A 22373-nucleotide genomic window follows, 5' to 3' on the forward strand; every position below is an offset into this window, starting at 1 on the left:
TCTTCCCGACCAAGCCATTCCGCTGCAGCGGCACAGTCAACAATCGCCGCGTCAGGCAGCTGCTCCTGCTCCCTCCCTTTGCCGAAGGCAAGGGGAGGGCTGGGGAGGGGTAAGCTCTTCCACGGCCCAGCCATTCCACCCCAGCGCCACAGGCAATGTTTGAAGAATCATCCCCATTGAAAACGCGCACCTTCCGGCTGAAACACGTTGGCAACCACGTGCGCACCATCTTCACGCTCCGCAACCTGCGCTGGGCGCTTGCCGCGCTGCTGACCTTGCTGCTGGTGCTGGACCAGGCATTCCCGTTGCCGCTGCCGAAATCACGCGATACCAGTACGCTGGTGGTGGCGCGCGACGGCACACCGCTGCGTGCCTTCGCCGATGCCGAAGGCGTGTGGCGCTACCCGGCCGATGCAAAGACCATCTCACCGCTGTATCTGCAGGCTTTGTTGACCTACGAGGACCGCTGGTTCTGGCGCCACCCTGGCATCAACCCGTGGGCGCTGGCACGCGCCGGCAAGCAGATGCTGCTGGAGCGACGCATCGTCTCTGGCGGCTCGACCTTGACCATGCAGGTCGCGCGCATTCTCGATCCGCATACGCGCACACCCTGGGGCAAACTCAAACAGCTGCTGCGTGCGCTGCAGCTGGAAGTACACCTGAGCAAGGCACAGATTCTCGATCTGTACCTGGAGCGCGCACCTTACGGTGGCACCATCGAAGGTGTGGAAGCGGCGAGTTGGGCTTATCTGGGCAAGTCGGCCACGCATCTGTCGCAGGCCGAGGCCGCATTGCTGGCGGTGTTGCCGCAGTCGCCGAGCCGGCTGCGTCCTGATCGGCACCCGGAAGCCGCGCAGCGCGCCCGCGACAAGGTGCTGGCGCGCATGGCCGAGCTCAAGGTGTGGTCGGCCGATGATGTCGCCGACGCGCGCATCGAGCCGGTGGTGGCGCGTTCGCTGCAACAGCCATTGCATGCCGCCTTGCTGGCGCAACGCATGCGCAGCACTTATCCGCGTGTTCCGCAGATCGAAACGAGCATCGACAGCGGTCTGCAACGCACGCTGGAAGAGCGTGTTTCCTCGTACTTCTCACAACTGCCGGAGCGCACCTCGGCAGCCTTGCTGGTGATGGATAACAGTACGCTGGAAGCGCGAGCCTATGTCGGCTCGGTCACCTTCGCTGACAAGGCGCGGCTTGGCCATGTGGACATGGTGCAGGCCTGGCGCTCGCCGGGCTCAACGCTCAAGCCGTTCCTGTATGGCATGGCGCTGGACGATGGTCTGATCCATTCGGAAAGCCTGATCGTCGATGCGCCGCAGAGCTTTGGCGGCTACCGGCCGGGTAACTTCGATGCGGCGTTCAACGGGCCGGTCGGCGCGGCGACGGCGCTGCGGCTGTCCTTGAATGTGCCTTCGGTGGATCTGCTCGATCGCGTCGGGCCGTCGCGGTTTGCGGCCAGGCTGGGCAATGCCGGCATCAATCTGCGTTTCCCGCGCGGCACACAGCCGAGCCTTGCGCTGATACTTGGTGGTACCGGTGCGCGTCTGGAGGATCTGGTTGGTGCGTTCTCCGCGTTGAATCGCGAAGGTATCGCTGGTCGCGTGCGCTACACGCCGAAAGACCCACGCATCGAGCGTAGGCTGGTATCGCCGGGGGCCGCATGGATCGTACGTGACGTGCTCGAATCCAATCCGCGACCGGGCTATGGCGTGGGTACCTTTGATACTGGCAACCGGCCGCGCGTGGCGTGGAAGACCGGTACCAGCTACGGCTACCGCGACGCCTGGGCAATCGGCAGCACCCGCTCCTATACCGTCGGCGTCTGGGTCGGTCGTCCGGATGGCACGCCGTTGCCGGGGCAGTACGGTGCAGTGACGGCTTTGCCGCTGATGTTCGAGGTGATCGACAGTCTGCCGCGCCAGGCCGGTGACAACGCCGTGCGCGCACGCCCGGACAGCGTAAGCGAAGTCGAGATCTGCTGGCCGCTGGGCATTGCCGCCGAGCAGACCCTGCCTGCGATGTGCCAGCGTCGTTTCCCGGCTTGGGTACTGGATGGTGTGGTGCCGCCAAGTTTCCCTGAGCGCGAGGCGCGGTTGTGGCAATCCGGGCGCATGCGTTTCCAGGTAGATGCGAAAACCGGCCAGCGCTTGTCGCCGGGTTGCGAAGGCCATCCACAGATCGAGGATCGCGAGATCGCGCGCTGGCCGGCGATGGCTTCGCCTTGGCTGACCGTGGCGCAACGGCAGGCACAAAGCCTGCCGCCTTTGGCAGCGGACTGCGCCGATGACGGGCGGCAGTCCGATGGCGTACTAGATATCGATGGCTTGAATGACCTGGCCACGCTGGCGCGCCCGCCGGGTGCACAGCATGGCCCGCGCCTGCAGCTGCGCGCGCTGGGCAGCGAAGCCACGATTGAATGGCTGCTCGACGGCCGCTGGATAGCGCAGACACAAGGCGCCCGCACCTTCACCCGCGACTTCAACGATGCCGGCGAACACACCCTGACAGCGCTGGCAGCCGACGGCACATGGACGCGCGTCCGCTTCCGCGTAGTGAACTAAGAGGCAAAATGTAGTGCCGAGCCATGCTCGGCAGGGGCCTTCCCGCCGGTGCTTATAGGAGCGGCGTAAGCCGCGAAGCTGATGGTCGATCAGATTGCAGGCATGCGCCTGGTTTCGAAAATGTCAGCTTCGCGGCTTACGCCGTTCCCACAAAAGCACTGATAGCTCTGCTTATCCCGGCAAGTTGGCCAACACATGTTCAGCGCTGGATACCTCGAACTGCCCCGGCTGTTCGATATACGTAGCGCGGACCACGCCGTTCTCGATATACAGCGCAAAACGACGCGAACGCATGCCCATGCCCGACGCGCTGGCATCCATTTCCAGCCCCAATGCGCGGGTGAAATCACCATTGCCGTCGGACAGCATCTGCAGCCCATCGGGCACCGACTGGCTCTTGGCCCAGGCCTGCATCACGAACGGGTCGTTGACCGCCATGCAGAACACTTCGATGCCGCGGTTACGGAAGTCTTCGAAGTGTTCGACGTAACCGGGCAGGTGGCGCGCCGAGCAGGTTGGAGTGAACGCACCAGGCACCGCGAACAGCACGGCCTTGCGACCATCGAACAATGCATGGGTGTCGATCGTTTCCAGGCCTTCGCGCAGGCGCTTGAGGGTAACTTCCGGAATACGGTCGCCGACGTTGATGGGCATTGGGGGCTCCTAGGCTGAATTTAAGTTTAAAGCGGCGGTGCAGACGCCACGTCTACAACTTGAAAAGGCGTTCTTCACACAATACGTCCTTGGCATGGGAAAGGCAGAGCCATTCCGGCATGCCAGTCCCCACATCTTGCAGGAGGACATCATGAGCATCGTACGTTACCGCCAGTGGCCGACCCAGTCCGAGATTCATCAGTTGTTGTCGCCGCTGCTCGAAACCGTCACCAACAGCACCGCCTCAGCTTGGGTGCCTGCAGTCGATATCCGCGAGGAAGCCAACCGTTTCGTCGTTTCGGCCGATCTGCCCGGCGTTGACCCCGCAACCATTGAAGTGCAGATGGAAAAGGGTGTGTTGACCATCAGCGGCCAGCGCAGCGCGCCGGAACTGGCTGAAGGCCAGCGTCTGACCCGTAGCGAACGTGGCCAGGGGGCTTTCAATCGTCGTTTCGTGCTGCCCGACAGCGCCGACGCCGAGGGCATCGTCGCCCATAGCCACAATGGCGTGCTGGAAGTGCGCATTCCCAAGCGCAGCGAGGCGGCACCGCGCCGCATCCAGGTGGTGCAGGGCCAGCCCAGCGCCTGATGGCGTGAGTGAACTTCCACCTGCGCAGGCACCGTGGCCCGGTAGAATGGGGCCACGGCGCCTGCCGATTGCTCGATGGCCCGTTGCCGCAAGGTGTCGGGCCAGCTTTTTTTCAGAGGTGTGAGGATGGAATTCAAGGATTACTACGCCACGCTCGGGGTTGAACCCAGCGCCGGTGATGCCGAGATCAAGACGGCCTACCGTCGGTTGGCGCGCAAGTACCACCCGGACGTAAGCAAGGAAGCCGGCGCCGAGGACAAATTCAAGGCGGTCAACGAGGCCTATGAGGCGCTGCGCGATCCAGCCAAGCGCAAGGCCTATGACCAGCTGCGCGCGCAGGGCTATCGCCCGGGCGAGGAATTCAATGCGCCGCCGGGGTTTGGCGGTGGGCAGGGTTTTGATTTCGAGGAAGTGTTCGGCGGTGGCAACGCTAATGGCGGCTTCAGCGATTTCTTCGAGAGCCTGTTTGCCCGCCAGCGCGGCGGCGCGGGTGCCGGTGGACGTCGTCCGGGCCCGGGTTTCGGTGGTGCTGGCCCGCAGCCGATGCGCGACACCCGCGCCAAGCTGTCGGTGCCGCTGGAGGCTGCCTACAACGGCGACAGCCTGCGTATTACCGTGGACGGTCGCCAGCTCGACGTGCGCGTGCCCAAGGGCATCCGCCCGGGCCAGGTGATCCGCCTGAGCGGGCAGGGTAGTGGTGGCGGCAATCTGATGCTCGAAGTCGAGTACGCCTCGCATCCGCAGTTCGAGGTGGATGGCCGCAATATCCTGTACACCTTGCAGGTGACGCCGTGGCAGGCCGCCTTGGGCACCAGCATCAGCGTGCCGACGCTTGGTGGTTCGGTGGAATTGAAGGTGCCGGCGGATTCGGACAGCGGCCGCAAACTGCGCCTGCGTGGCCGCGGTTTGCCGGGCAGCCCCGATGGAGACCAGATTGTTGAGCTGGAAGTTGTGGCGCCAGTGGCGAGCAACGAGGCCCAGCGCAAGGCGTACAAGGATCTGGCCAAGGCGTTTGGCGAGGACTGATTGCGTTTTGGTGTGTGCTGTTGAAGAGAAGCGGGCTTTGCCCGCTTTTCTTTTTTTTTCGGCTGGGATTTTTGGCCAGGAGCTTCCCCTCACCCCAACCCCTCTCCCGCAGGCGGGAGAGGGGCTCGGATTGCTTGCGCTCGTAGTGCACTGGCGGCCCCGCATTGCTAGCCCCTCTCCCGCCTGCGGGAGAGGGGTTGGGGTGAGGGGAAGCTTCTAGCAAGCAAACCCAAAGCAGACCCAACAACCAGAAACAAGAAAGGCGGGCAAAGCCCGCCTTCCCAAAAAGCTTTCCCCAAGAAAGCACCCTCACCCAACCGGCGGCGCCTCGGCACTGAACACCTGCGCGATCACCGCCGACAGATCGTCTTCGGTAAACGGCTTGGTGATGTATGCCTTCGCCCCTTGGCGCATGCCCCACAAACGATCGGTGTCCTGATCCTTGGTGGTCACCAGGATCACCGGAATGTGCTGCGTGGTCGCCTCGCGGCGCAGCGTACGGGTGGCCTGGAAACCATTGAGGTTCGGCATCACCACGTCCATCAATACCAGGTCCGGCAGCACCTGTTTGGCAACCTCCACCCCAGAGGCACCATCAGTTGCGGTGAAAATTTCATGTCCCAGCTTTTCCACAATGCGCTGGATGCCCATCAACTGCGATGGTGAATCGTCGACGATCAGGATACGCGCCATGTTTTTCCCCAAGTAGTGCCGGCAGTGTAGTGCTGGCGCGCTACCGGCGTGAAGTCGTCGCCTTCACGCCGGGGAGCTCATGTGACCGCCGTCAATCAATTCTGACGAGGGTACGGCCGAAGGATTTGCCCTCCAGCATCGTCGCGAAGACCTCGGGCAGTCCGTCCAGGCCCACTTCGCGGGTACAGATACGGTCGAGGTGGCGCGGCTTCCAGTCGCTGCCCAGTCGCTGCCAGACCTGCTCGCGGATGTCGCGGGCGGTGCCGGCCGAGGCCACGCCGAGCAGCGAGACGCCGCGGATGATGAAGGGCATCACCGTCATGTCCAGCTCGCCGGAGGCGGCCAAGCCGGCCGACGCCACGTTGCCATAAGGGCTGGTCTGCGCCAGCAGGCTGGTCAGCATGCTGCCGCCGACGTTGTCCAGGCCGCCGCCAAAGCGGGCCGACTCCATTGGCCGGGTGGTGGCCAGGGCATCGCGGCCGAGGATCTGGCTGGCTCCGATCGCGGTCAGGTACTCCGTCGCCTCGGCCTTGCCGCTGATCGCATGCACCTCGTAGCCGGCCTGGCTGAAGATATCCACGGCCAGCGAGCCGACTCCGCCGGTGGCACCGGTGACGGCCAGCGGGCCGTGGGCCGGCGTCTGTCGGTTGTCGGTCATGCGCAGCAGCGCCAGCGCGGCGGTAAAGCCGGCCGTGCCCAGCACCATGGCCTCGCGCAGGCTGAGCTGGGCCGGCAGCGGGATCACCCACCTGGATTCCAGGCGCACGTACTGGCTGTAGCCGCCATCGCGAGTCTCGCTCAGGCCGCAGCCGGTGGTCAGCACCTGGTCGCCCTCGCGGAAGGCCGGGTCGCTGGAGGCGACAACCTCGCCGGCCACATCAATACCGCCAACCAGCGGGAAGCGGCGCAGGATCTTGCCCTTGCCGGTGCCCGCCAGCGCATCCTTGTAGTTGACCGACGACCAGCGGGCGCGGATCACCACCTCACCTGGGCTCAGCTGGTCCAGGCCGACTTGTTCAGGACCGCTGCGGTAGCCCGCTTCGTCGTTGTGGATGCGGAAGGCGGTAAACGGGGCGTTAGGGGACATCGGTAGGCCTGCATCGGAACGGGGGAGTGCAACCATAACTGTTGTGAAAAGGCCGGTCTGCCCATATTCCTGTTCAGAGCAGGTGCCGACCGGGGCCTGCACCGATATCGCGGGACCCGTCTTGGTTGGGGCTCGCACCGCAGGATCAGCTACTTGGGTCGCTGATCGGCGGGCAATACTTTCCGTTCAGGTAGCCCCGAACCTGTTCAGAGTCTGCCTTGTTAGAATCGGGATTCAATAGATGGTCAGGTCCTAGGCGGGAGCCCCCGCAGCCTGGCCCTTACAAGATGGAGCATGCATGGCCTGGAATACACCCGGCGGCAACAGCGGTGGTGGTGCGGACAACAACCGCGCGCCGCGTACGCCACGTGGCGGCAATGGCGGAGGTTGGGGTGGTGGACTGCCCGGTCCGCTGCGCGACCTGTTTGATGGCGGTATCTGGCGCTGGGTGCTGGTCGCATTGGGTCTGCTGTTGTTGTTCTCCAGTTTCCAGCTGATCGGCGAGCAGCAGCGCGGCGTGGTGCTGCGCTTCGGCGAGTACTCGCGCATCCTGCAGCCGGGCCCGAACTTCAAGCTGCCGTGGCCGCTGGAGTCGGTGGTCAAGGTCAACGCGACCCAGATCAAGACCTTCAGCAGCAACGTGCCGGTGCTGACCCGTGACGAGAACATCGTCAATGTGTCGGTCAACGTCCAGTACCGCGTGGACGACCCGCGCGAATACCTGTTCGGTACGGTTGATGCCGACCAGATGCTGGAACAGTCCGCACAGAGCGCCGTGCGTGAGCAGGTCGGTCGCGCCGACCTGAACACTGTGTTGAACAACCGTGGGCCGCTGGCCGTGGTTGCCGAGCAGCGTCTGCAGGCCTCGTTGAAGGCCTATAAGACCGGCCTCAGCGTGACCGGCCTGACCCTGCCTGACGCACGTCCGCCGGAAGAAGTGAAGCCGGCCTTCGACGAGGTCAACGGTGCCCAGCAGGTCAAGGAACGCCTGATCAACGAAGCCCAGGCCTACGCCGCCAAGGTTGTACCGGAAGCGCGCGGCCAGGCTTCACGTGCCCGTACCACTGCCGAAGGTTACAAGCAGGCCATCGTCGCCCGCGCCGAAGGTGACGCACGCCGCTTCACCCTGCTGCAGGGTGAGTACAAGAATGCGCCGGACGTCACCCGCAAGCGTCTGTGGCTGGAAACGGTGGAGCAGGTACTGGCCGAGAACCGCAAGGTCATCGGTGGCGACGGCCGCCAGCTGATCTACGTGCCGATGCCGGCCGATGCCAGCAAGACCGGCAACGCCCCGCAGCTGACCCCGGAAATGGTGGCACCGGCCTTGCCGGCGGCAACCGACAGCATTCGCAACGCGGACCGTTCGGTCTCGCGCTCGGCATCGCGTGAGGAGGCCGGCCGATGAAAAATTCAGTCGTTATCGGCGTAGTCGTCGCAGTGTTGCTGGGCCTGTTGGGCTCGGTCTATGTCGTGCGTGAAGACCAGACCGCGATGGTGCTCAATCTTGGCAAGGTGGTGCGTGCCGACATCAAGCCGGGCCTGCACTTCAAGGTGCCGCTGGTTGAAACCGTGCGCGTGTTCGACCGTCGCTTCCAGGTGCTGGATACCGCTCCGGCGCGTTACTTCACCGCCGAGCAGAAGGACGTCAGCGTCGACTTCTTCGCCATTGGCAGGATCTCCGACGTGCGCGCCTATTACCGCGCCACCGGCGGCGACAGCAAGATCGTCAACGCCCGCCTCGCACCAATCATCACCGACTCGCTGCGTAACCAGATCAACTCGCGCACCTTGCAGGCCTTGGTATCCGGTGATCGTGGCGAGCTGATTGCCGGCCAGCTGAAGTCGATCAACGAGGCGATTGCCGCCTTGGGCATGGAGATCATCGATCTGCGCATCAAGCAGATCGACCTGCCGACCGACAGCCAGGTGATTGCCGACGTGTACGAACGTATGCGCGCCCAGCGTAAGCAGGAGGCCGCCAAGCTGCGCGCCGAGGGCGAAGAGCAGTCGCTGACCATCCGCGCCCAGGCCGACCGCGAAAGCACCGTGATCGTGGCCGAAGCCGAGCGTGATGCACAGCAGCTGCGCGGTGAAGGCGACGCCTCTGCCGCCTCGATCTATGGCAAGGCCGGCTCGGCTGACCCCTCGTTCTATGCCTTCTACCGCAGCCTCGAGGCCTACCGTTCCTCGATGACCGACGGCAACGGCGTGATCGTGCTCGACAAGAATGACCCGTTCCTGCAGTACATGAAGAGCGATCGCTGATCTCAGTGCTCTAGTCCTTGCTTGAGCCCCTCTCCCGCTTGCGGGAGAGGGGTTGGGGTGAGGGCAGCTTCTGTGCTGAGGGCAAGGGGCGGAGCGCCCCTGATGCCCTTTATTCGATGGGCTCCGCCCGCACCCTCTTCCGCCCTACGGGCACCTTCTCCCGCGGGGAGAAGGCAATGGCGATAGCGCATGCAAGACCTCTTTTCCGCCCTCTGCCTGGTGGCCATCATCGAAGGCCTGTTCCTGTTCATCGCGCCGCTGGCGTGGAAGCGGATGGCCGCGCAGTTGCTGGAGCAGCCCGCTGCATCCCTGCGAGGAATGGGTGCCGCGGCACTGTTCATCGGCCTGGCAGTCCTTTGGTGGGTCCGCCACTGAACCAAACCCTGACGCCCATACCAACCTGCAGCCTCGGGGGTGGTAGCTGTCAGTCAAAACCCGGATAATCCACAAAAGCCGGTCGGGCTTACTCCTCCTGGAGTGCCCCGTTCGGCTTTTTCCGTGTATGGCCCTGGTGTTTGCCGGATGCTCCCCGATGGGGCGTCCATGATGGCGGACTGCAGCGCAGCGCACGGCCCCGTCCGCGGCCCCGATGGCCGCAGCAAAATTCAGGAGTTACCCGTCATGGGTCAATCAGTTGTTGTTCTCGGCGCCCAGTGGGGCGATGAAGGCAAGGGCAAGATCGTCGATCTGCTGACCGAAGAAATCGGTGCGGTTGTTCGTTTCCAGGGTGGTCACAACGCTGGCCATACCTTGGTCATCAACGGCAAGAAGACTGTCCTGCACCTGATTCCGTCCGGCATCCTGCGCGATGACGCGCTGTGCCTGATCGGCAATGGCGTGGTGATTTCCCCGGCCGCCCTGCGCAAGGAAATCGAAGAGCTGGAAACCGCCGGCGTCGAAGTACGTTCGCGCCTGAAGATCTCGCCGGCAGCGCCGCTGATCATGCCGTACCACATCGCCTTGGATCAGGCGCGTGAGAAGGCAGCGGGTGGCAAGGCCATCGGCACCACCGGTCGCGGCATCGGCCCGGCCTATGAAGACAAGGTTGCACGTCGTGGCATCCGCATCGCCGACCTGCATTACCCGGAACAGCTGGCTGAAAAGCTGCGTACCGCGCTGGATTACCACAACTTCGTGCTGACCAAGTACCTGGGCGTGGAGCCGGTTGATTTCGATACCGTGTACCAGGAAGCACTGGCTTTCGGCGAATACGTCGAGCCGATGAAGTCCGACGTTGCCGGCATCTGCCATGACCTGCGCAAGCAGGGCAAGCGCGTGCTGTTCGAAGGCGCGCAGGGTGCACTGCTCGACATCGACCACGGCACCTACCCGTACGTCACCAGCTCCAACACCACCGTCGGTGGTGCACTGGCCGGTGCCGGCGTTGGTGCCGATGCCATCGACTACGTGCTGGGTATCGCCAAGGCCTACGCGACCCGCGTTGGCGGCGGCCCGTTCCCGACCGAGCTGGACGATGAAATCGGCCAGGGCATCCGTGACCGTGGCGCCGAGTACGGCGCATCGACCGGTCGTCCGCGTCGCTGCGGCTGGATGGACATCGTCGCGCTGAAGCGCGCCGTAGCCATCAACGGTATTTCCGGCCTGTGCATCACCAAGCTCGACGTGCTCGACGGCATGGAAAAGCTGAAGGTCTGCATCGCCTATGAATACCGTGGCAAGCGTTCGGAATACGCACCGTTGGACGCACAGGGCTGGGAAGAATGCACCCCCGTGTACCTGGAGTTCCCGGGCTGGACCGAGAACACCCACGGCGTGACCGAGTGGGACAAGCTGCCGCCGGCCGCACGCGCCTACCTGCGTGCGCTGGAAGAACTGGCTGGCTGCCCGGTGTCGATCGTCTCGACCGGCCCGGACCGCGATCACACCATGGTTCTGCAGGATCCGTGGGGCTGATAGCAGCACCGTGATGCAACAGACAACGCCCCGCGAAAGCGGGGCGTTGTCGTTGTAGTGCCGACCCATGGTCGGCAGTGGCTTACCGATATAGCCAAACCTGTAGTACCGACCCATGGTCGGCAGAGCAGCTGTTACCGGTAGTGCGTCCGCCGAGCATGGCTTGGCGTTACGGCTGCTCCAGCGGGGTGCCATTGAGCTGCCGCTCGACGATCTCCAGAATGGTTGCCACGCTGACACCAAACGACCCCGCATTTCCGGCATCAAAGGCTTCGCGCCATTGGCCATAGCCTTGGAGGTAGGCAGGGTCTGCTGCCCGCTGGCCAAGCAGGCGAAGCTGGCTGCGCTGCAGGGTCTGATCGGTGACCGGGGCGTGGGCGAGCTGGGTCATGACACCCTCGGGCACGCGCGGATTGCGGATCTTCAATCCGCCCAGGGTCACGTGATAGATGTTGCCGCCGCCCAGCGGATGCTGGTCGATGCGGTTGATCAGCAGGGTAGGCTGCTCACCGTCATGGCGGCCTTGGCAGGCCCACAGCTGGCCCACTGCATACTGATTGGAAGGAATGACTTGGCTCATCGGGGCGGGATCCTGGTGCGTATACGTCCGATCATGCAGGCAATGCCGACCCGGGACTTTTCTTCATCTGGCGAATGGGGCCCGCTGACAGGTACTTATGGCCAGCGCGGTAGTGCCCCGGGGCTGGCTAGAATGGGTGGACACGCCCCCGCTGCCAGCCTGACTGACCCGATGCGTATTGACCCCGCCGAAATCGAAGCCCTGTTCGACGCCATTCCCAGCGTGCTGTTTTTCGCCAAGGACATTGATGGGCGCTACACCCACGTCAACATGACGATGATGCAGCGGTTGGGCATGAAGTCGCGCAGCGATGCAATTGGCAAGCGCGCGGATGAGTTGTACCCGGTCGGCATGAGCGAGGCCTATACCGAGCAGGATGCGCGGGTGCTGGCCGGGGAGGTGATCGAGAACGTAATGGAGCTGCAGTTGTTTCCCAACCAGCAGCCGGGCTGGTGCCTGACCTGCAAGCGGCCCATCGTAGAGAACGGCAAGGTTGTCGGTCTGATCGGCATCTCCCGCGATCTGGGCCAGCGCGGTGGTCTGGAGTCGCAATACGAGCCGCTGCGGCTGGCGCTGGACTACCTCAATACGCATTACGCCGAAAACGTGCGCATGCAGACGCTGCTGGATATCACCGGTTTCTCGCTGTCCAAGCTGGAGCGTTCGTTCCGCAAGGTGTTTCAGATGACTCCGCAGCAGGTGCTGACGCGCCTGCGCATCCAGATTGCATTGCATCTATTGCACGGCGAGGACAGCGTGGCCAGCATCGGCCAGGCCTGCGGCTTTAGTGACCAGAGCGCGTTCACCCGCAAGTTCAAGGCTGAAGTCGGCATGGCGCCGCGCCAGTACCGGGCGATGATCGCCGAGCGCGCACAACAGGAAGCCGCCCGCGCGCAGCTATGACTTCCGGCGGTGTTGGGCAGCGATTGAGGGGCAGATGATGCGGAGCTGATGGGCGTCGCGCCCATGTCTTTCCGTAAGGAGCCTTGATGCGCCGTTCCCTTGTTGTTGCAATTGGTTTCGCCCTTTCCTGCATTGCCACGCCTGCGGTGTTTGCTGCCGAACCCGTTGCAGCAGGCACCGGTCAGGACGAAATCACCACGCAGTTGCCGCGTACCGCGCGTCCGGATCACTATCGGGTGCAGATTACTCCGCACGCAGGGCAGATGCGCTTCGACGGCAAGGTCAGCATCGATCTGGAAGTGCTGCAGCCCACCAATAGCATCGTGTTGCAGGCAGCGGGCATGCATTTCGGCAAGAGCCAGCTGCAGCCCGCCGGCGGTGGTAAGGCGATGCCAACCACGGTAAGCGTGGACCAAGCCAACCAGACCGCCAGCTTCGCCGTGGCCGCGCCGCTGGCGCCGGGACGTTACACGCTGAGCATCGACTACAGCGGTACCATCAACACGCAGGCCAATGGCTTGTTTGCGCTGGATTATCCGGTGGCTGACGGCAGCAGGAAGCGCGCGCTGTTCACCCAGTTCGAGAACTCCGATGCGCGCCGTTTCATTCCGTCCTGGGACGAGCCGGGCTTCAAGGCCACGTTCGACCTTAGCGTGACCGTGCCGGAAGCCGAGATGGCGGTCAGCAACATGCCGGTGGCCAGCAGCATGTCGCTGGGCAAGGGTTTGAAGCAGGTGGTGTTCCAGACTACGCCGAAGATGTCGACCTATCTGCTGTTCTTCTCCAGCGGTGAGTTCGAGCGCGCCACCGTCAAGGAAGGCGACACCGAGATCGGTGTGATTGCGCAGACCGGCAAAGTCGGGCAGGCGCAGTTCGCGCTGGAAGGCAGTGCCGAGGTGTTGCGCGAGTACAACGACTATTTCGGCGTGAAGTATCCGCTGCCCAAACTCGACAACGTCGCTGCACCTGGCGGCAGCCAGTTCTTCAGCGCGATGGAAAACTGGGGCGCGATCTTCACCTTCGAATACGCTCTGCTGCTGGACCCCGCCGTGTCCAGCGTCTCCGACAAGAAGGCGGTGTTCTCGATTGCCGCGCATGAGATCGCGCACCAGTGGTTCGGTAACCTGGTGACCATGGCATGGTGGGACGATCTCTGGCTCAACGAAGGCTTCGCTTCGTGGATGGAGGGGCGCACCACCCGCAAGCTGCACCCGGAATGGGACATCAACAATGTTGATGCCGCACATACCAGCCGCGGCGCGATGGGCCGTGATGCCTACGTCACCACCCACCCAATCGTGCAGCACGTGGCGACGGTGGAGCAGGCCAGCCAGGCCTTCGACGGCATCACCTATGGCAAGGGCTCGGCGGTGATCTCGATGTTCGAGGATTACGTGGGTGCAGATGCGTGGCGCGATGGCGTGCGCCGTTACATCGCTGCCCATGCTTACGGCAATGCAGTCACTGATGATCTCTGGGTCGAGATCGACAAGGCCGCACCGGGCAAGCTTTTCATGGAAGTGGCGCATGATTTCACCCTACAGCCAGGCGTGCCCTTGATTCGTGCCAACAGCAGCTGCGTCGCCGGTAACACCCAGGTGAAGTTGAGCCAGGGCGAGTACACGATTGATCGCAAGGACAAGCAGCCGCTGCATTGGCGCGTGCCGGTGAGTCTGCGCGTGGGCAGTGGTGAGGTGGTGCACACGCTGGTCGATGGCGATACCAACGTGCAGCTGCCGGGCTGTAGTGGGCCGCTGCTGGTCAATGCCGGGCAGAAGGGCTATTACCGCACCTTGTATGCGCCGACGCAGTTCAAGGCGCTGAGCGCAGGCTTCGACAAGTTGCCGGTGGTCGACCAGTTGGGTGTGATGATGGATACCAGCGCACTGGCCGCAGCCGGCCTGCAGCCCGATGCGGATCTGCTGGATCTGACGGCGAAAATCAGCGCCGATGCGCCGACCGATCTATGGGACATGGCCGCCGGTACCTTGAGTGGTATCGACGGCATGTTCGATGGTGATACCACACGACAGGCGGCGTTCCGCAGTTATGCGCGTTCGCGTCTGTCGCCGGTGCTGCAGTCGCTGGGTTGGGACGGCAAGGACAGCGACTCGGCGCAGACCAAGGAACTACGCAGTGGCCTGATCGGTACTTTGGCGGCGTTGGACGATGCGCAGGTGGTTGCCGAAGCGCAGCGCCGCTTTGATGCCTTCCTGGCCAAGCCGGATTCACTGTCGCCGGAGCTGCGCAGCAGTGTGCTGGGTGTGGTGGCAAGTAATGCGAACGCGGCAACCTGGGACAAGCTGCACACGCTGGCCAAGCAGGAAACCTCGGCAATGGTGCGTGACCAGTATTACGGCTTGCTGGCTGCGGCCAAGGACAAGGCGCTGGCACAGCGTGCATTGGACATGGCGCTGACCGAGGAGCCGGGTGCGACCAACAGCGCGGGCATGATTGGCGGCGTATCGCGCGAGCATGCGGATCTGGCGTTCGACTTTGCTGTTGCCAATCGCGAGAAGGTGGACACTCTGGTCGACAGTACTTCACGTGCGCGGTATTACCCGGGGCTCGGCCGCAGCGCTGACAACCTGCTGATGGTGGACAAGATCAAGGCATTTGCCGATGCGCATATCGCACCGACCTCGCGACGTGATGCGGAGACGGTGATTGCGGGTATCCAGACCAAGCTGCGGTTGCGTGCAGAGCGCAAGCCGCAGGTGGATGCCTGGTTGAAGCAGAAGGGGTATTGAGGAGCTGCAGCGGAGCAGCGGTAAATGCAATTGCAGCTGCGCAGCGGAGAATGCAATTGCAGCTCTTAAGCCCCTCTCCCGTTTACGGGGTGAGATGGGCAGCTTGCGAACCACGGGTTCGCTGCCCATCGAACGCCCTTGCGCCAGCGCAAGGGCCGGGGCGCGGAGCGGGGGTTGGGGTGAGGGAAGCTTCTAGCTAAGCAAAGTCAAAAGCCCCCTCATCCGCCCGTTGGGCACCTTCTCCCGTAAACGGGAGAAGGGAAGGCCAGAGCCAAAGCAGGAGCCGAAGCCGAAGCCGAAGCCGAAGCCAAAGCCAAAGCCGAAGCCGAAGCCGAAGCCGAAGCCGAAGGCAAAAGCCAAAGCCGAAGCCGAAGGCAAAAGCCAAAGCCAAAGCCAAAGCCTTGCTCCTGCTATTTACGCCGATCAAGAAAGACCAGCTGTTCCAACCTCCCAATCGTCACAAAAAACAGCCGGCTTTCGCCGGCTGTTTTCATTCACGCATCAGGCAATCAAGCCCCGATCACGCCTCGACATCTTCCTTGTACGCATCCACCGGGATGCAGGCGCACATGATGTTCTTGTCGCCGTACACGTTGTCCACGCGGGCAACCGGCGGCCAGTACTTCTGCAGCTTCAACGACGGCAGCGGGAAGGCAGCCAGCTCACGCGGGTACGCATGGGTCCACTCGCTGGCCGTTACCGCACCTGCGGTATGCGGGGCGTGCTTGAGCGGGTTGTCCTCGCGGTCCAGCTTGCCGTCTTCAATGGCCTGGATTTCCTCGCGGATCTGGATCATCGCGTCGATGAAGCGATCCAGTTCGTGCTGCGATTCGCTCTCGGTCGGCTCGACCATCAGCGTACCGGCAACCGGGAAGCTCAGGGTCGGGGCGTGGAAGCCGAAGTCGATCAGGCGCTTGGCCACGTCCTCGGCGCCGATACCGGAGGTCTTCTCCAGCGGACGCACGTCGAGGATGCACTCATGCGCCACCAGGCCGTTGCGGCCGGTGTAGAGCGTGGCGTAATGCGGAGCCAGACGCTTGGCAATGTAGTTGGCGTTGAGCAGTGCAACCTGGGTTGCCTTGCGCAGACCAGCGGTGCCCATCAGGGTGATGTACATCCAGCTGATCGGCAGGATCGAGGCGCTGCCGAAGCTGGCTGCGCTGACCATGCCGACCGGGCCGTTGTCGCCGAGCTTGCCCGGCAGGAACGGGGCCAGATGCGACTTCACCGCACACGGGCCAACGCCCGGGCCGCCGCCGCCGTGCGGGATGCAGAAGGTCTTGTGCAGGTTCAGGTGCGACACGTCCGAGCCCCACTTGCCGGGCTTGGCCACGCCAACCAGGGCGTTCATGTTGGCACCGTCGGTATACACCTGGCCGCCGTGCTTGTGGATGATCTCGCAGATCTCGACCACTTCTTCCTCGAACACGCCGTGCGTGGACGGGTAGGTCATCATGATCGCAGCCAGGCGGTCACTGTACTTCTCGGCGTTGCGGCGGATGTCTTCGACATCGACGTTGCCGTTGCTGTCGGTCTTGGTCACGACCACGGTCATGCCGCACATCTGTGCCGAGGCCGGGTTGGTGCCGTGCGCCGAGTCCGGGATCAGGCAGATGTCGCGATGGCCTTCGTTGCGCGAACGGTGGTAAGCGCGGATCGCCAGCAGGCCGGCGTATTCGCCTTGCGCGCCGGAGTTCGGCTGCAGGCTCACTGCGTCATAGCCTGTGCACTCGACCAGCATTGCTTCCAGGCCGTCGATCAGTTCCTTGTAGCCCTGGGCCTGATCAGCCGGTGCCAGCGGGTGGATGTTGGCGAATTCCGGCCAGGTCACCGGGATCATCTCGGCAGTGGCGTTGAGCTTCATGGTGCAGCTGCCCAGCGGGATCATGGTGCGATCCATCGCCAGGTCCTTGTCGGCCAGCGAGCGCAGGTAGCGCAGCATCTCGTGCTCGCTGTGGTGCGTGTTGAACACCGGGTGGGCGAGGAAGTCGCTGGTGCGCAGCAGGCTCTTCGGCAGTGCGTCGGCGGTGCTGGCATCCAGTGCATCCACATCGACGCTGGCGCCGAACAGCTGGCCCAGCGCGACTACGTCAGCGCGGGTGGCGGTTTCGTCCAGGCTGATGCCGACCGAGCCGGCATCGATGATGCGCAGGTTGATGCCGGCGGCTTCGGCCTTTGCCTTCAGCGCAGCCGAATCAACGCCGGTGATGTGCAGGGTGTCGAAGAAGTCGTTGCCGACCGCCACGCCCTTGCTGCGCAGTGCGGCGGCGAGGATGGCAGCCAGGCGATGGGTGCGGCGGGCAATGCGCTGCAGGCCCTCCGGGCCGTGGTAGACGGCGTACATCGAGGCCATCACCGCCAGCAGCACCTGTGCGGTACAGATGTTGGAAGTGGCCTTCTCGCGGCGGATGTGCTGCTCGCGGGTCTGCAGGGTCAGGCGGTAAGCGGCCTTGCCTTCGGCATCGACCGAGACGCCGATCAGGCGGCCCGGCATCGAGCGCTTGTAGGCATCACGGCAGGCCATGAAGGCGGCATGCGGGCCGCCGAAACCGAACGGCACGCCGAAACGCTGGCTGTTGCCGATGGCGATGTCTGCGCCCCATTCGCCGGGAGCGGCGATCAGGGTCAGTGCCAGCAGGTCGGTGGCAACCGCAACCAGGCCCTGGCGGGCGTGCACGGCCTCGACCAGCGCCTTGTAGTCGCCGATGTTGCCAAGGCTGTCCGGGTATTGCAGCAGCACGCCGAAGGTGTCGGCGCTCAGCGCGTCAGCCGGCTTGCCGATCAGCAGCTCGATGCCCATCGGTTCGGCGCGGGTGCGCAGCAGTTCCAGCGTCTGCGGGTGCACGCTGTCCTGCACGAAGAACACCTTGGACTTGGACTTGGCCGAACGCTTGGCCAGGGTCATCGCTTCGGCGGCGGCGGTGGCTTCGTCCAGCAGCGAGGCGTTGGCGATTTCCATGCCGGTCAGGTCGGCGACCATGGTCTGGAAGTTGATCAGCGCTTCCATGCGGCCCTGCGAGATCTCCGCCTGGTACGGCGTGTAGGCCGTGTACCACGCCGGGTTCTCGAGGATGTTGCGCAGGATCACGTTCGGCGTGTGGGTGCCGTAATAGCCCTGGCCGATGAAGCTGCGCAGGACCTTGTTCTTGTCGGCGATGGCGCGGATCTTGGCCAGCGCGTCGACTTCGGTCAGCGACTCGGGCAGCGCCAGCGGCGCCGGCGACTTGATCGAACCCGGCACGATGGCGTCGGTGAGTGCTTCGAGCGAATCGTGGCCAACGGTGCGCAGCATCTGCGCGATTTCAGCGTCGTTGGGGCCGATGTGGCGGTCAACAAACGCGGAGTGGTGTTCGAGCTCGCGCAGCGAAGGGGTGTTCTGGGTCATGGCTGACGTCCGGAGAAGGCATGCAGGGCAGGGGCGGTGAGCCAGGCTCGCCTTGTTGCCGTCCGGTTGCCGCGCAGGCGCGACAGCACAGCCGGCAAGCCAAAGGCTTACCTCGCGCCCCTCTGTCCTTTTGCCTGAGAGTTTGGAAGCGACGCGACGAGGATCGTGCGCTTCGTGCACCTTCGGCGCCGGATTGAACCGGTCTCTCCAGAGTTTTGGTACGGGTGGTATCGGGCCTGAGCGATTACGGGCGTTTGCGCCTTCGGCAGCGGGGTGAACCGCTTCTCCCACCTTGTTCGTGCAGCCTGGCGATTATAGCCCGGTAAAGCACCGGGGCAGACCCGCGCAGCGGCTTGGATTACCATCTGCATCCCGGTTTCAATCCCGCGTCTTGCAGGCGTACGGCCGGGCATCCCGGAACCGCTGGCTGAAGCGGATGAATGTCCGGACAAATTTCCGCATCATGGCCGTCCAGCGCCGTCGCGCCCGGTCCTGTTCATTCTGTCCCCACCCCACATCGGCTCCCGCGCCGGTGCCGTTGCTGGTTAGTGAAAGCCATGGAAGCAAACAAGCAGGTTTCGCTGCGCCGTATCGCCATTCTGGTGGCCGGCCTGTCGATGTTCGGCCCGTTCGCGATCGATGCGGTGTTCCCCGCGTTCCCGCACATGGGCGCCGATCTGGGCGCCGACAAGCTCGCGATGCAGCAGGTAATCAGCGTCTATCTGCTGGCTTATGCCTTGATGAGCCTGGTACATGGCGCCCTGTCCGATGCGCTGGGCCGCAAGGTGGTGATCATCGGTGGGCTGGTGGTGTTCATCGGCGCGTCCGTCGGCTGTGCATTGTCCACCGACATGGGAACCTTGCTGCTGTTCCGCTTCCTGCAGGGTCTTTCGGCTGGCGTCGGCTACATCATCGGCCGCGCGGTGATCCGCGACCTGTACGACGGTGACGATGCGCAGCGGCTGATGAGCCAGGTCTCGATGATCTTCTCCATCGCCCCGGCCATCGCCCCGATCATCGGCGGCTGGTTGCTGGGATGGACGCATTGGCAGGGCATCTTCTGGTTCCTGGTCGGGTTCTCGGCGCTGTTGCTGCTGATCACCTGCATCTGGCTGCCGGAAACCCACCCGCCGCATGCGCGCCTGAGCCTGCACCCCAAGCGCCTGCTGCAGGACTACATCAGCATCGGCATCAACCCGCGCTTCCTGCGCCTGGCCCTGGCCGGTTCGCTGGGCTTCGGCGGCTTGTTCCTGTACATCGCCTCGGCGCCGGCCTTCGTACTTGATCTGCTGCACATGAACGAGCACCAGTTCGCCTGGCTGTTCATCCCCACCATCGGTGGCATGGCCTTGGGTGCCTATGCCTCCGGCCGTGCGGCGGGGCGCATGGATGGCGCGCGGGCAGTGCGGATTGGTTACTGCTTCATGGCGGTGGCGGCCATCTACAACATCAGCTACAACGCCTTCGCGACCGAGATGACGGTGCCGTGGGCGGTGCTGCCGTTCACCCTGACCTCGTTTGGCGTGGCCCTGATCTTCCCGATCCTGACCCTGGCCATCCTCGACATGTACCCGCGCCAGCGTGGTACCGCCTCGTCGATGCAGGCGTTCAGTACGTTGGTGACCAATGCCATCATCGCCGGCGTGCTCTCGCCCATGCTCAGCCGCAGCGGCCTGACCCTGGCCATCGGCGCGGCCCTGTTCGGCCTGGGCAGCTGGGCGATGTGGAAGTGGGAGCGCATCAGTCAGCGTACCCAGCGTGACGAAGCCGCGTCCTGACACGAATTCACCCCCGCATCGGGGACAATAGCTGTGCCGCCATCACCGGCGGCCGTTCAAAGAGTGAACAACTGATGTCGATCCAATCCAAAGGCCGCCGCGAGGCGAAGAAGAAGCTGGCCGAGCGCGAGCGCAACCAGGCCGAAGCCAATCCGCCGGTAAAGGCCAAAGTGGAGCCGCATGCCGAGCTGCGCGACCAGCACCGTGCATTGCTGGCCGGTATCGTTCGCCGTGATGGCGAGTGGGTGCTGGGCATGGATGGCAAGATCGCCGGTGAGACCACCAGCGCTGCCCGCGTGCTGGCGCTGATCATGCAGGCCGCCGAGTGGCACGAGAACAACGACACGCCGGTGCGGTTGATGTATTCCGATGCGCTCAAGGACGCTGCGCATGCCGAAGCAGCAGAGCAGGGCATCGACTTCGATACCTATAAGCGCAACCTGGCCGGTGAGCTGGGTGCCAAGGGCAAGGCGGCCGCTGGCACGCATTGAGCCTGCGTACAAGCTTGAAACCGACAAGGGCGCCGTTGGCGCCCTTGTCGTCTGCAAAGAGCGTTCGTTGCATCCCTGCTCTTGTGGGAGCGGCGTAAGCCGCGAAGCACGCACAGGGGCCGCCGTAGTGGATCCAGTCCATCGATGAAGCTGCTGCCGGGCATGGCTCGGAGGCTTTGCATCATTTCTATCGGTGAAGCTTCTGCCGAGCATGGCTCGGCACTACAGATGATCCTGTGCCCGGATACGTGCAGTGCACCCAGGGTGTGGTACGTGCTCATCCAACATATCCCTGGTAGTACCACAACGGCCGAAATGTACTGCGGAGTAGCCATGCCAGAACCGCGATGCCGATGCCGTTGAGCCAGAAGGGCGATCGCAGGCACGGAGCAACAGTCAGGTTGCCTCAAGGGGGCGAAGCGGAAGGCTGCGGTCTGCAGTCCAGCTCAATAGTCGCGCGCTGCATCGAACCATTGCTGTGCGAGATCATCGGTTACGCCGACGCGCAGGGCATGCTCTGAACGGCCGAGCTGCCAAATCGCTTCGCCGAGGTCGTCGCGTTCGGAGGTTTCGATGCCCTTCAGCGTATTGAAGCGCACCGTGAAACAGGTCAGGGCTGCTTCTCCTTCGGCGAGCGTTTGTGCAGCTGCCAATGCCGACAAAGTGCTGTCGTAAGCTGCATTGGCCTGTTTCGCAAGGCGCGTTGGCCACGACGAGAACGGACGCCCGAACTCGCTTTCCCACCATGCTGGTTTGCGCAACTGCGATACCGATGCGTGTCCGGTCCATGGGCGCTGCTGGTCGCGTGCCTTCAGCTGCTGGCGCAGATGCTTGCCGGCGGTTTCCTCGACGTTGAAGGCAATGAAGCCGTCCAGCGTAGGCCAGCAGCTAAGTGCTGGCAGGCCTTCCAACGAGGGCATATAGCGCAGTTGCAGATTCTGCAGCTGTGGCTGTGCGGCAAGTGCATCAAGGTCGACGAAATTGCCATACAGGCTCAGCGACTTCAGATGTCTGAAGCGCGAAAGGCATTTCAGCGAGATGGGGCGTGCCATCGGTTTGTTGACCAGCATCAGGTCGTGAACGTCATTCAGTTCACCCATGTCTGGTAGCTGGAACGTGGAAGTTTCCCTGCGCGAGCCCGTCTCCGGGGCCAACGACAGGGAGTTGGGCAGTTGTCCCTTCGTCGAGAAACGACTGATATAGCCAGAGATACTGAGGTGGAGATTTGCTGCGATCTCCGGCCCGGGCAGTAGCATCTGCAGGTTCGCTTCCGCTTGGTCCAGTTGAATCGCCAATGTGCGGATGTTGGATCGGCTGGCGTCGACTACGGTATCCGTGTCGAGTACAGGTGCCCAGCTCAGTTGCTCGACGGGGCGCTTACGGGCCCATTCGAAGATGCTCCGATCCGCACCTGTGTAATGGATCACCCGCGGCCAGGGTGATCCAGCGGGCGTAGCGAACGGGTTGAAGGCTGCCCAGTTGATGCTGAGGTCAGAGGCGACCTGGAGATCGGATTTGCCTGCAGCCGCGGCAGGTGCGATCACCAGGCTGCCTACGCCCAGCGTACGCACCAAGGTGTGGCTGCCCGGGCCGGTGAGGTCCAGCGGATAGTTGCCGGGCCCGGTCAGTGGAGCGTCAACGCTGCTGTCTATTGCGGTGCTTCTATTGCCCATGTTCATCCTTGGCGTGGTCGCCGT

Annotated in this window: 18 protein-coding genes and 1 riboswitch; of the genes, 11 read left to right on the plus strand and 7 right to left on the minus strand. The window is 63.6% G+C overall.

Annotated features, from left to right (window positions below; translation table 11 throughout):
• The first annotated feature begins 197 nt into the window (after positions 1-197).
• Positions 198-2561: a penicillin-binding protein 1C gene (gene pbpC, locus ACVOLL_RS00510; RefSeq protein WP_481511184.1), complete on the plus strand. Its 2364-nt coding sequence runs from the start codon at positions 198-200 to the stop codon at positions 2559-2561.
• A 171-nt stretch (positions 2562-2732) separates the two neighbouring features.
• Here the strand turns inward: pbpC and ACVOLL_RS00515 are convergent, their stop codons facing one another.
• A complete protein-coding gene (locus ACVOLL_RS00515; protein ID WP_481511071.1) occupies positions 2733-3215 on the minus strand; it encodes a redoxin family protein in 483 nt (160 codons plus the stop codon).
• Between the two features lie 151 nt (positions 3216-3366).
• On the opposite strand from ACVOLL_RS00515, the gene ACVOLL_RS00520 reads away from it, so the two are divergent.
• Entirely contained in the window at positions 3367-3804 is a 438-nt protein-coding gene (locus tag ACVOLL_RS00520) for an Hsp20/alpha crystallin family protein (protein WP_481511072.1), read from the plus strand.
• 126 nt (positions 3805-3930) lie between these two features.
• Entirely contained in the window at positions 3931-4830 is a 900-nt protein-coding gene (locus ACVOLL_RS00525; RefSeq protein ID WP_481508785.1) for a DnaJ C-terminal domain-containing protein, read from the plus strand.
• A 309-nt stretch (positions 4831-5139) separates the two neighbouring features.
• Here ACVOLL_RS00525 and pilH read toward each other — a convergent pair whose 3' ends face one another.
• A complete protein-coding gene (gene pilH, locus ACVOLL_RS00530; protein ID WP_481511073.1) occupies positions 5140-5523 on the minus strand; it encodes a twitching motility response regulator PilH in 384 nt (127 codons plus the stop codon).
• Between the two features lie 91 nt (positions 5524-5614).
• The gene (locus ACVOLL_RS00535; RefSeq protein ID WP_481511074.1) at positions 5615-6610 is read right to left on the minus strand and encodes a YhdH/YhfP family quinone oxidoreductase; all 996 of its coding nucleotides are present in this window, start codon (positions 6608-6610) and stop codon (positions 5615-5617) included.
• Positions 6611-6908: 298 nt separating this feature from the next.
• Here ACVOLL_RS00535 and hflK point away from each other — a divergent pair, with 298 nt between their 5' ends.
• From hflK to ACVOLL_RS00555, 4 genes are all read left to right on the plus strand, one after another.
• Positions 6909-8015: an FtsH protease activity modulator HflK gene (gene hflK, locus ACVOLL_RS00540; RefSeq protein WP_481511075.1), complete on the plus strand. Its 1107-nt coding sequence runs from the start codon at positions 6909-6911 to the stop codon at positions 8013-8015.
• Positions 8012-8875 (plus strand): protease modulator HflC, encoded by an 864-nt coding sequence (hflC, locus tag ACVOLL_RS00545; RefSeq protein ID WP_481511076.1) that lies wholly within the window; start codon positions 8012-8014, stop codon positions 8873-8875. Before hflK ends, hflC begins: the two co-directional genes overlap by 4 nt.
• A gap of 189 nt (positions 8876-9064) precedes the next feature.
• Positions 9065-9250, plus strand: a complete 186-nt coding sequence (locus ACVOLL_RS00550) for a DUF2065 domain-containing protein (protein WP_481511077.1) — start codon at positions 9065-9067, stop codon at positions 9248-9250.
• 246 nt (positions 9251-9496) lie between these two features.
• Entirely contained in the window at positions 9497-10789 is a 1293-nt protein-coding gene (locus tag ACVOLL_RS00555; RefSeq protein ID WP_481511078.1) for an adenylosuccinate synthase, read from the plus strand.
• Positions 10790-10958: 169 nt separating this feature from the next.
• Here ACVOLL_RS00555 and ACVOLL_RS00560 read toward each other — a convergent pair whose 3' ends face one another.
• Positions 10959-11369, minus strand: a complete 411-nt coding sequence (locus ACVOLL_RS00560) for a hypothetical protein (RefSeq protein WP_481511079.1) — start codon at positions 11367-11369, stop codon at positions 10959-10961.
• Between the two features lie 171 nt (positions 11370-11540).
• On the opposite strand from ACVOLL_RS00560, the gene ACVOLL_RS00565 reads away from it, so the two are divergent.
• Together ACVOLL_RS00565 and ACVOLL_RS00570 are read left to right on the plus strand one after the other, a co-directional pair.
• Positions 11541-12272 carry an AraC family transcriptional regulator gene (locus tag ACVOLL_RS00565; protein ID WP_481511080.1) on the plus strand — a complete coding sequence of 244 codons (732 nt, stop codon included), beginning with the start codon at positions 11541-11543 and terminating at the stop codon, positions 12270-12272.
• Between the two features lie 86 nt (positions 12273-12358).
• Positions 12359-15022, plus strand: coding sequence for a M1 family metallopeptidase (locus ACVOLL_RS00570; protein ID WP_481511081.1), 2664 nt, complete (start codon positions 12359-12361; stop codon positions 15020-15022).
• Between the two features lie 192 nt (positions 15023-15214).
• On the opposite strand, the gene ACVOLL_RS00575 is transcribed toward ACVOLL_RS00570, so the two are convergent.
• Together ACVOLL_RS00575 and gcvP are read right to left on the minus strand one after the other, a co-directional pair.
• A complete protein-coding gene (locus ACVOLL_RS00575) occupies positions 15215-15382 on the minus strand; it encodes a hypothetical protein (RefSeq protein WP_481511082.1) in 168 nt (55 codons plus the stop codon).
• A gap of 160 nt (positions 15383-15542) precedes the next feature.
• Complete coding sequence (gene gcvP / locus ACVOLL_RS00580; protein ID WP_481511083.1) at positions 15543-18407, minus strand: aminomethyl-transferring glycine dehydrogenase; 2865 nt, start codon at positions 18405-18407, stop codon at positions 15543-15545.
• 112 nt (positions 18408-18519) lie between these two features.
• Positions 18520-18628, minus strand: a riboswitch (glycine riboswitch).
• A 336-nt stretch (positions 18629-18964) separates the two neighbouring features.
• On the opposite strand from gcvP, the gene ACVOLL_RS00585 reads away from it, so the two are divergent.
• Together ACVOLL_RS00585 and ACVOLL_RS00590 are read left to right on the plus strand one after the other, a co-directional pair.
• Positions 18965-20185, plus strand: coding sequence for a multidrug effflux MFS transporter (locus tag ACVOLL_RS00585; RefSeq protein ID WP_481511084.1), 1221 nt, complete (start codon positions 18965-18967; stop codon positions 20183-20185).
• 74 nt (positions 20186-20259) lie between these two features.
• Positions 20260-20676, plus strand: a complete 417-nt coding sequence (locus tag ACVOLL_RS00590; RefSeq protein ID WP_481511085.1) for a hypothetical protein — start codon at positions 20260-20262, stop codon at positions 20674-20676.
• Positions 20677-21122: 446 nt separating this feature from the next.
• Here the strand turns inward: ACVOLL_RS00590 and ACVOLL_RS00595 are convergent, their stop codons facing one another.
• Complete coding sequence (locus tag ACVOLL_RS00595; RefSeq protein WP_481511086.1) at positions 21123-22250, minus strand: hypothetical protein; 1128 nt, start codon at positions 22248-22250, stop codon at positions 21123-21125.
• Between the last annotated feature and the right edge of the window lie 123 nt (positions 22251-22373).

Source organism: Stenotrophomonas sp. STEN035 (genome assembly GCF_056759935.1).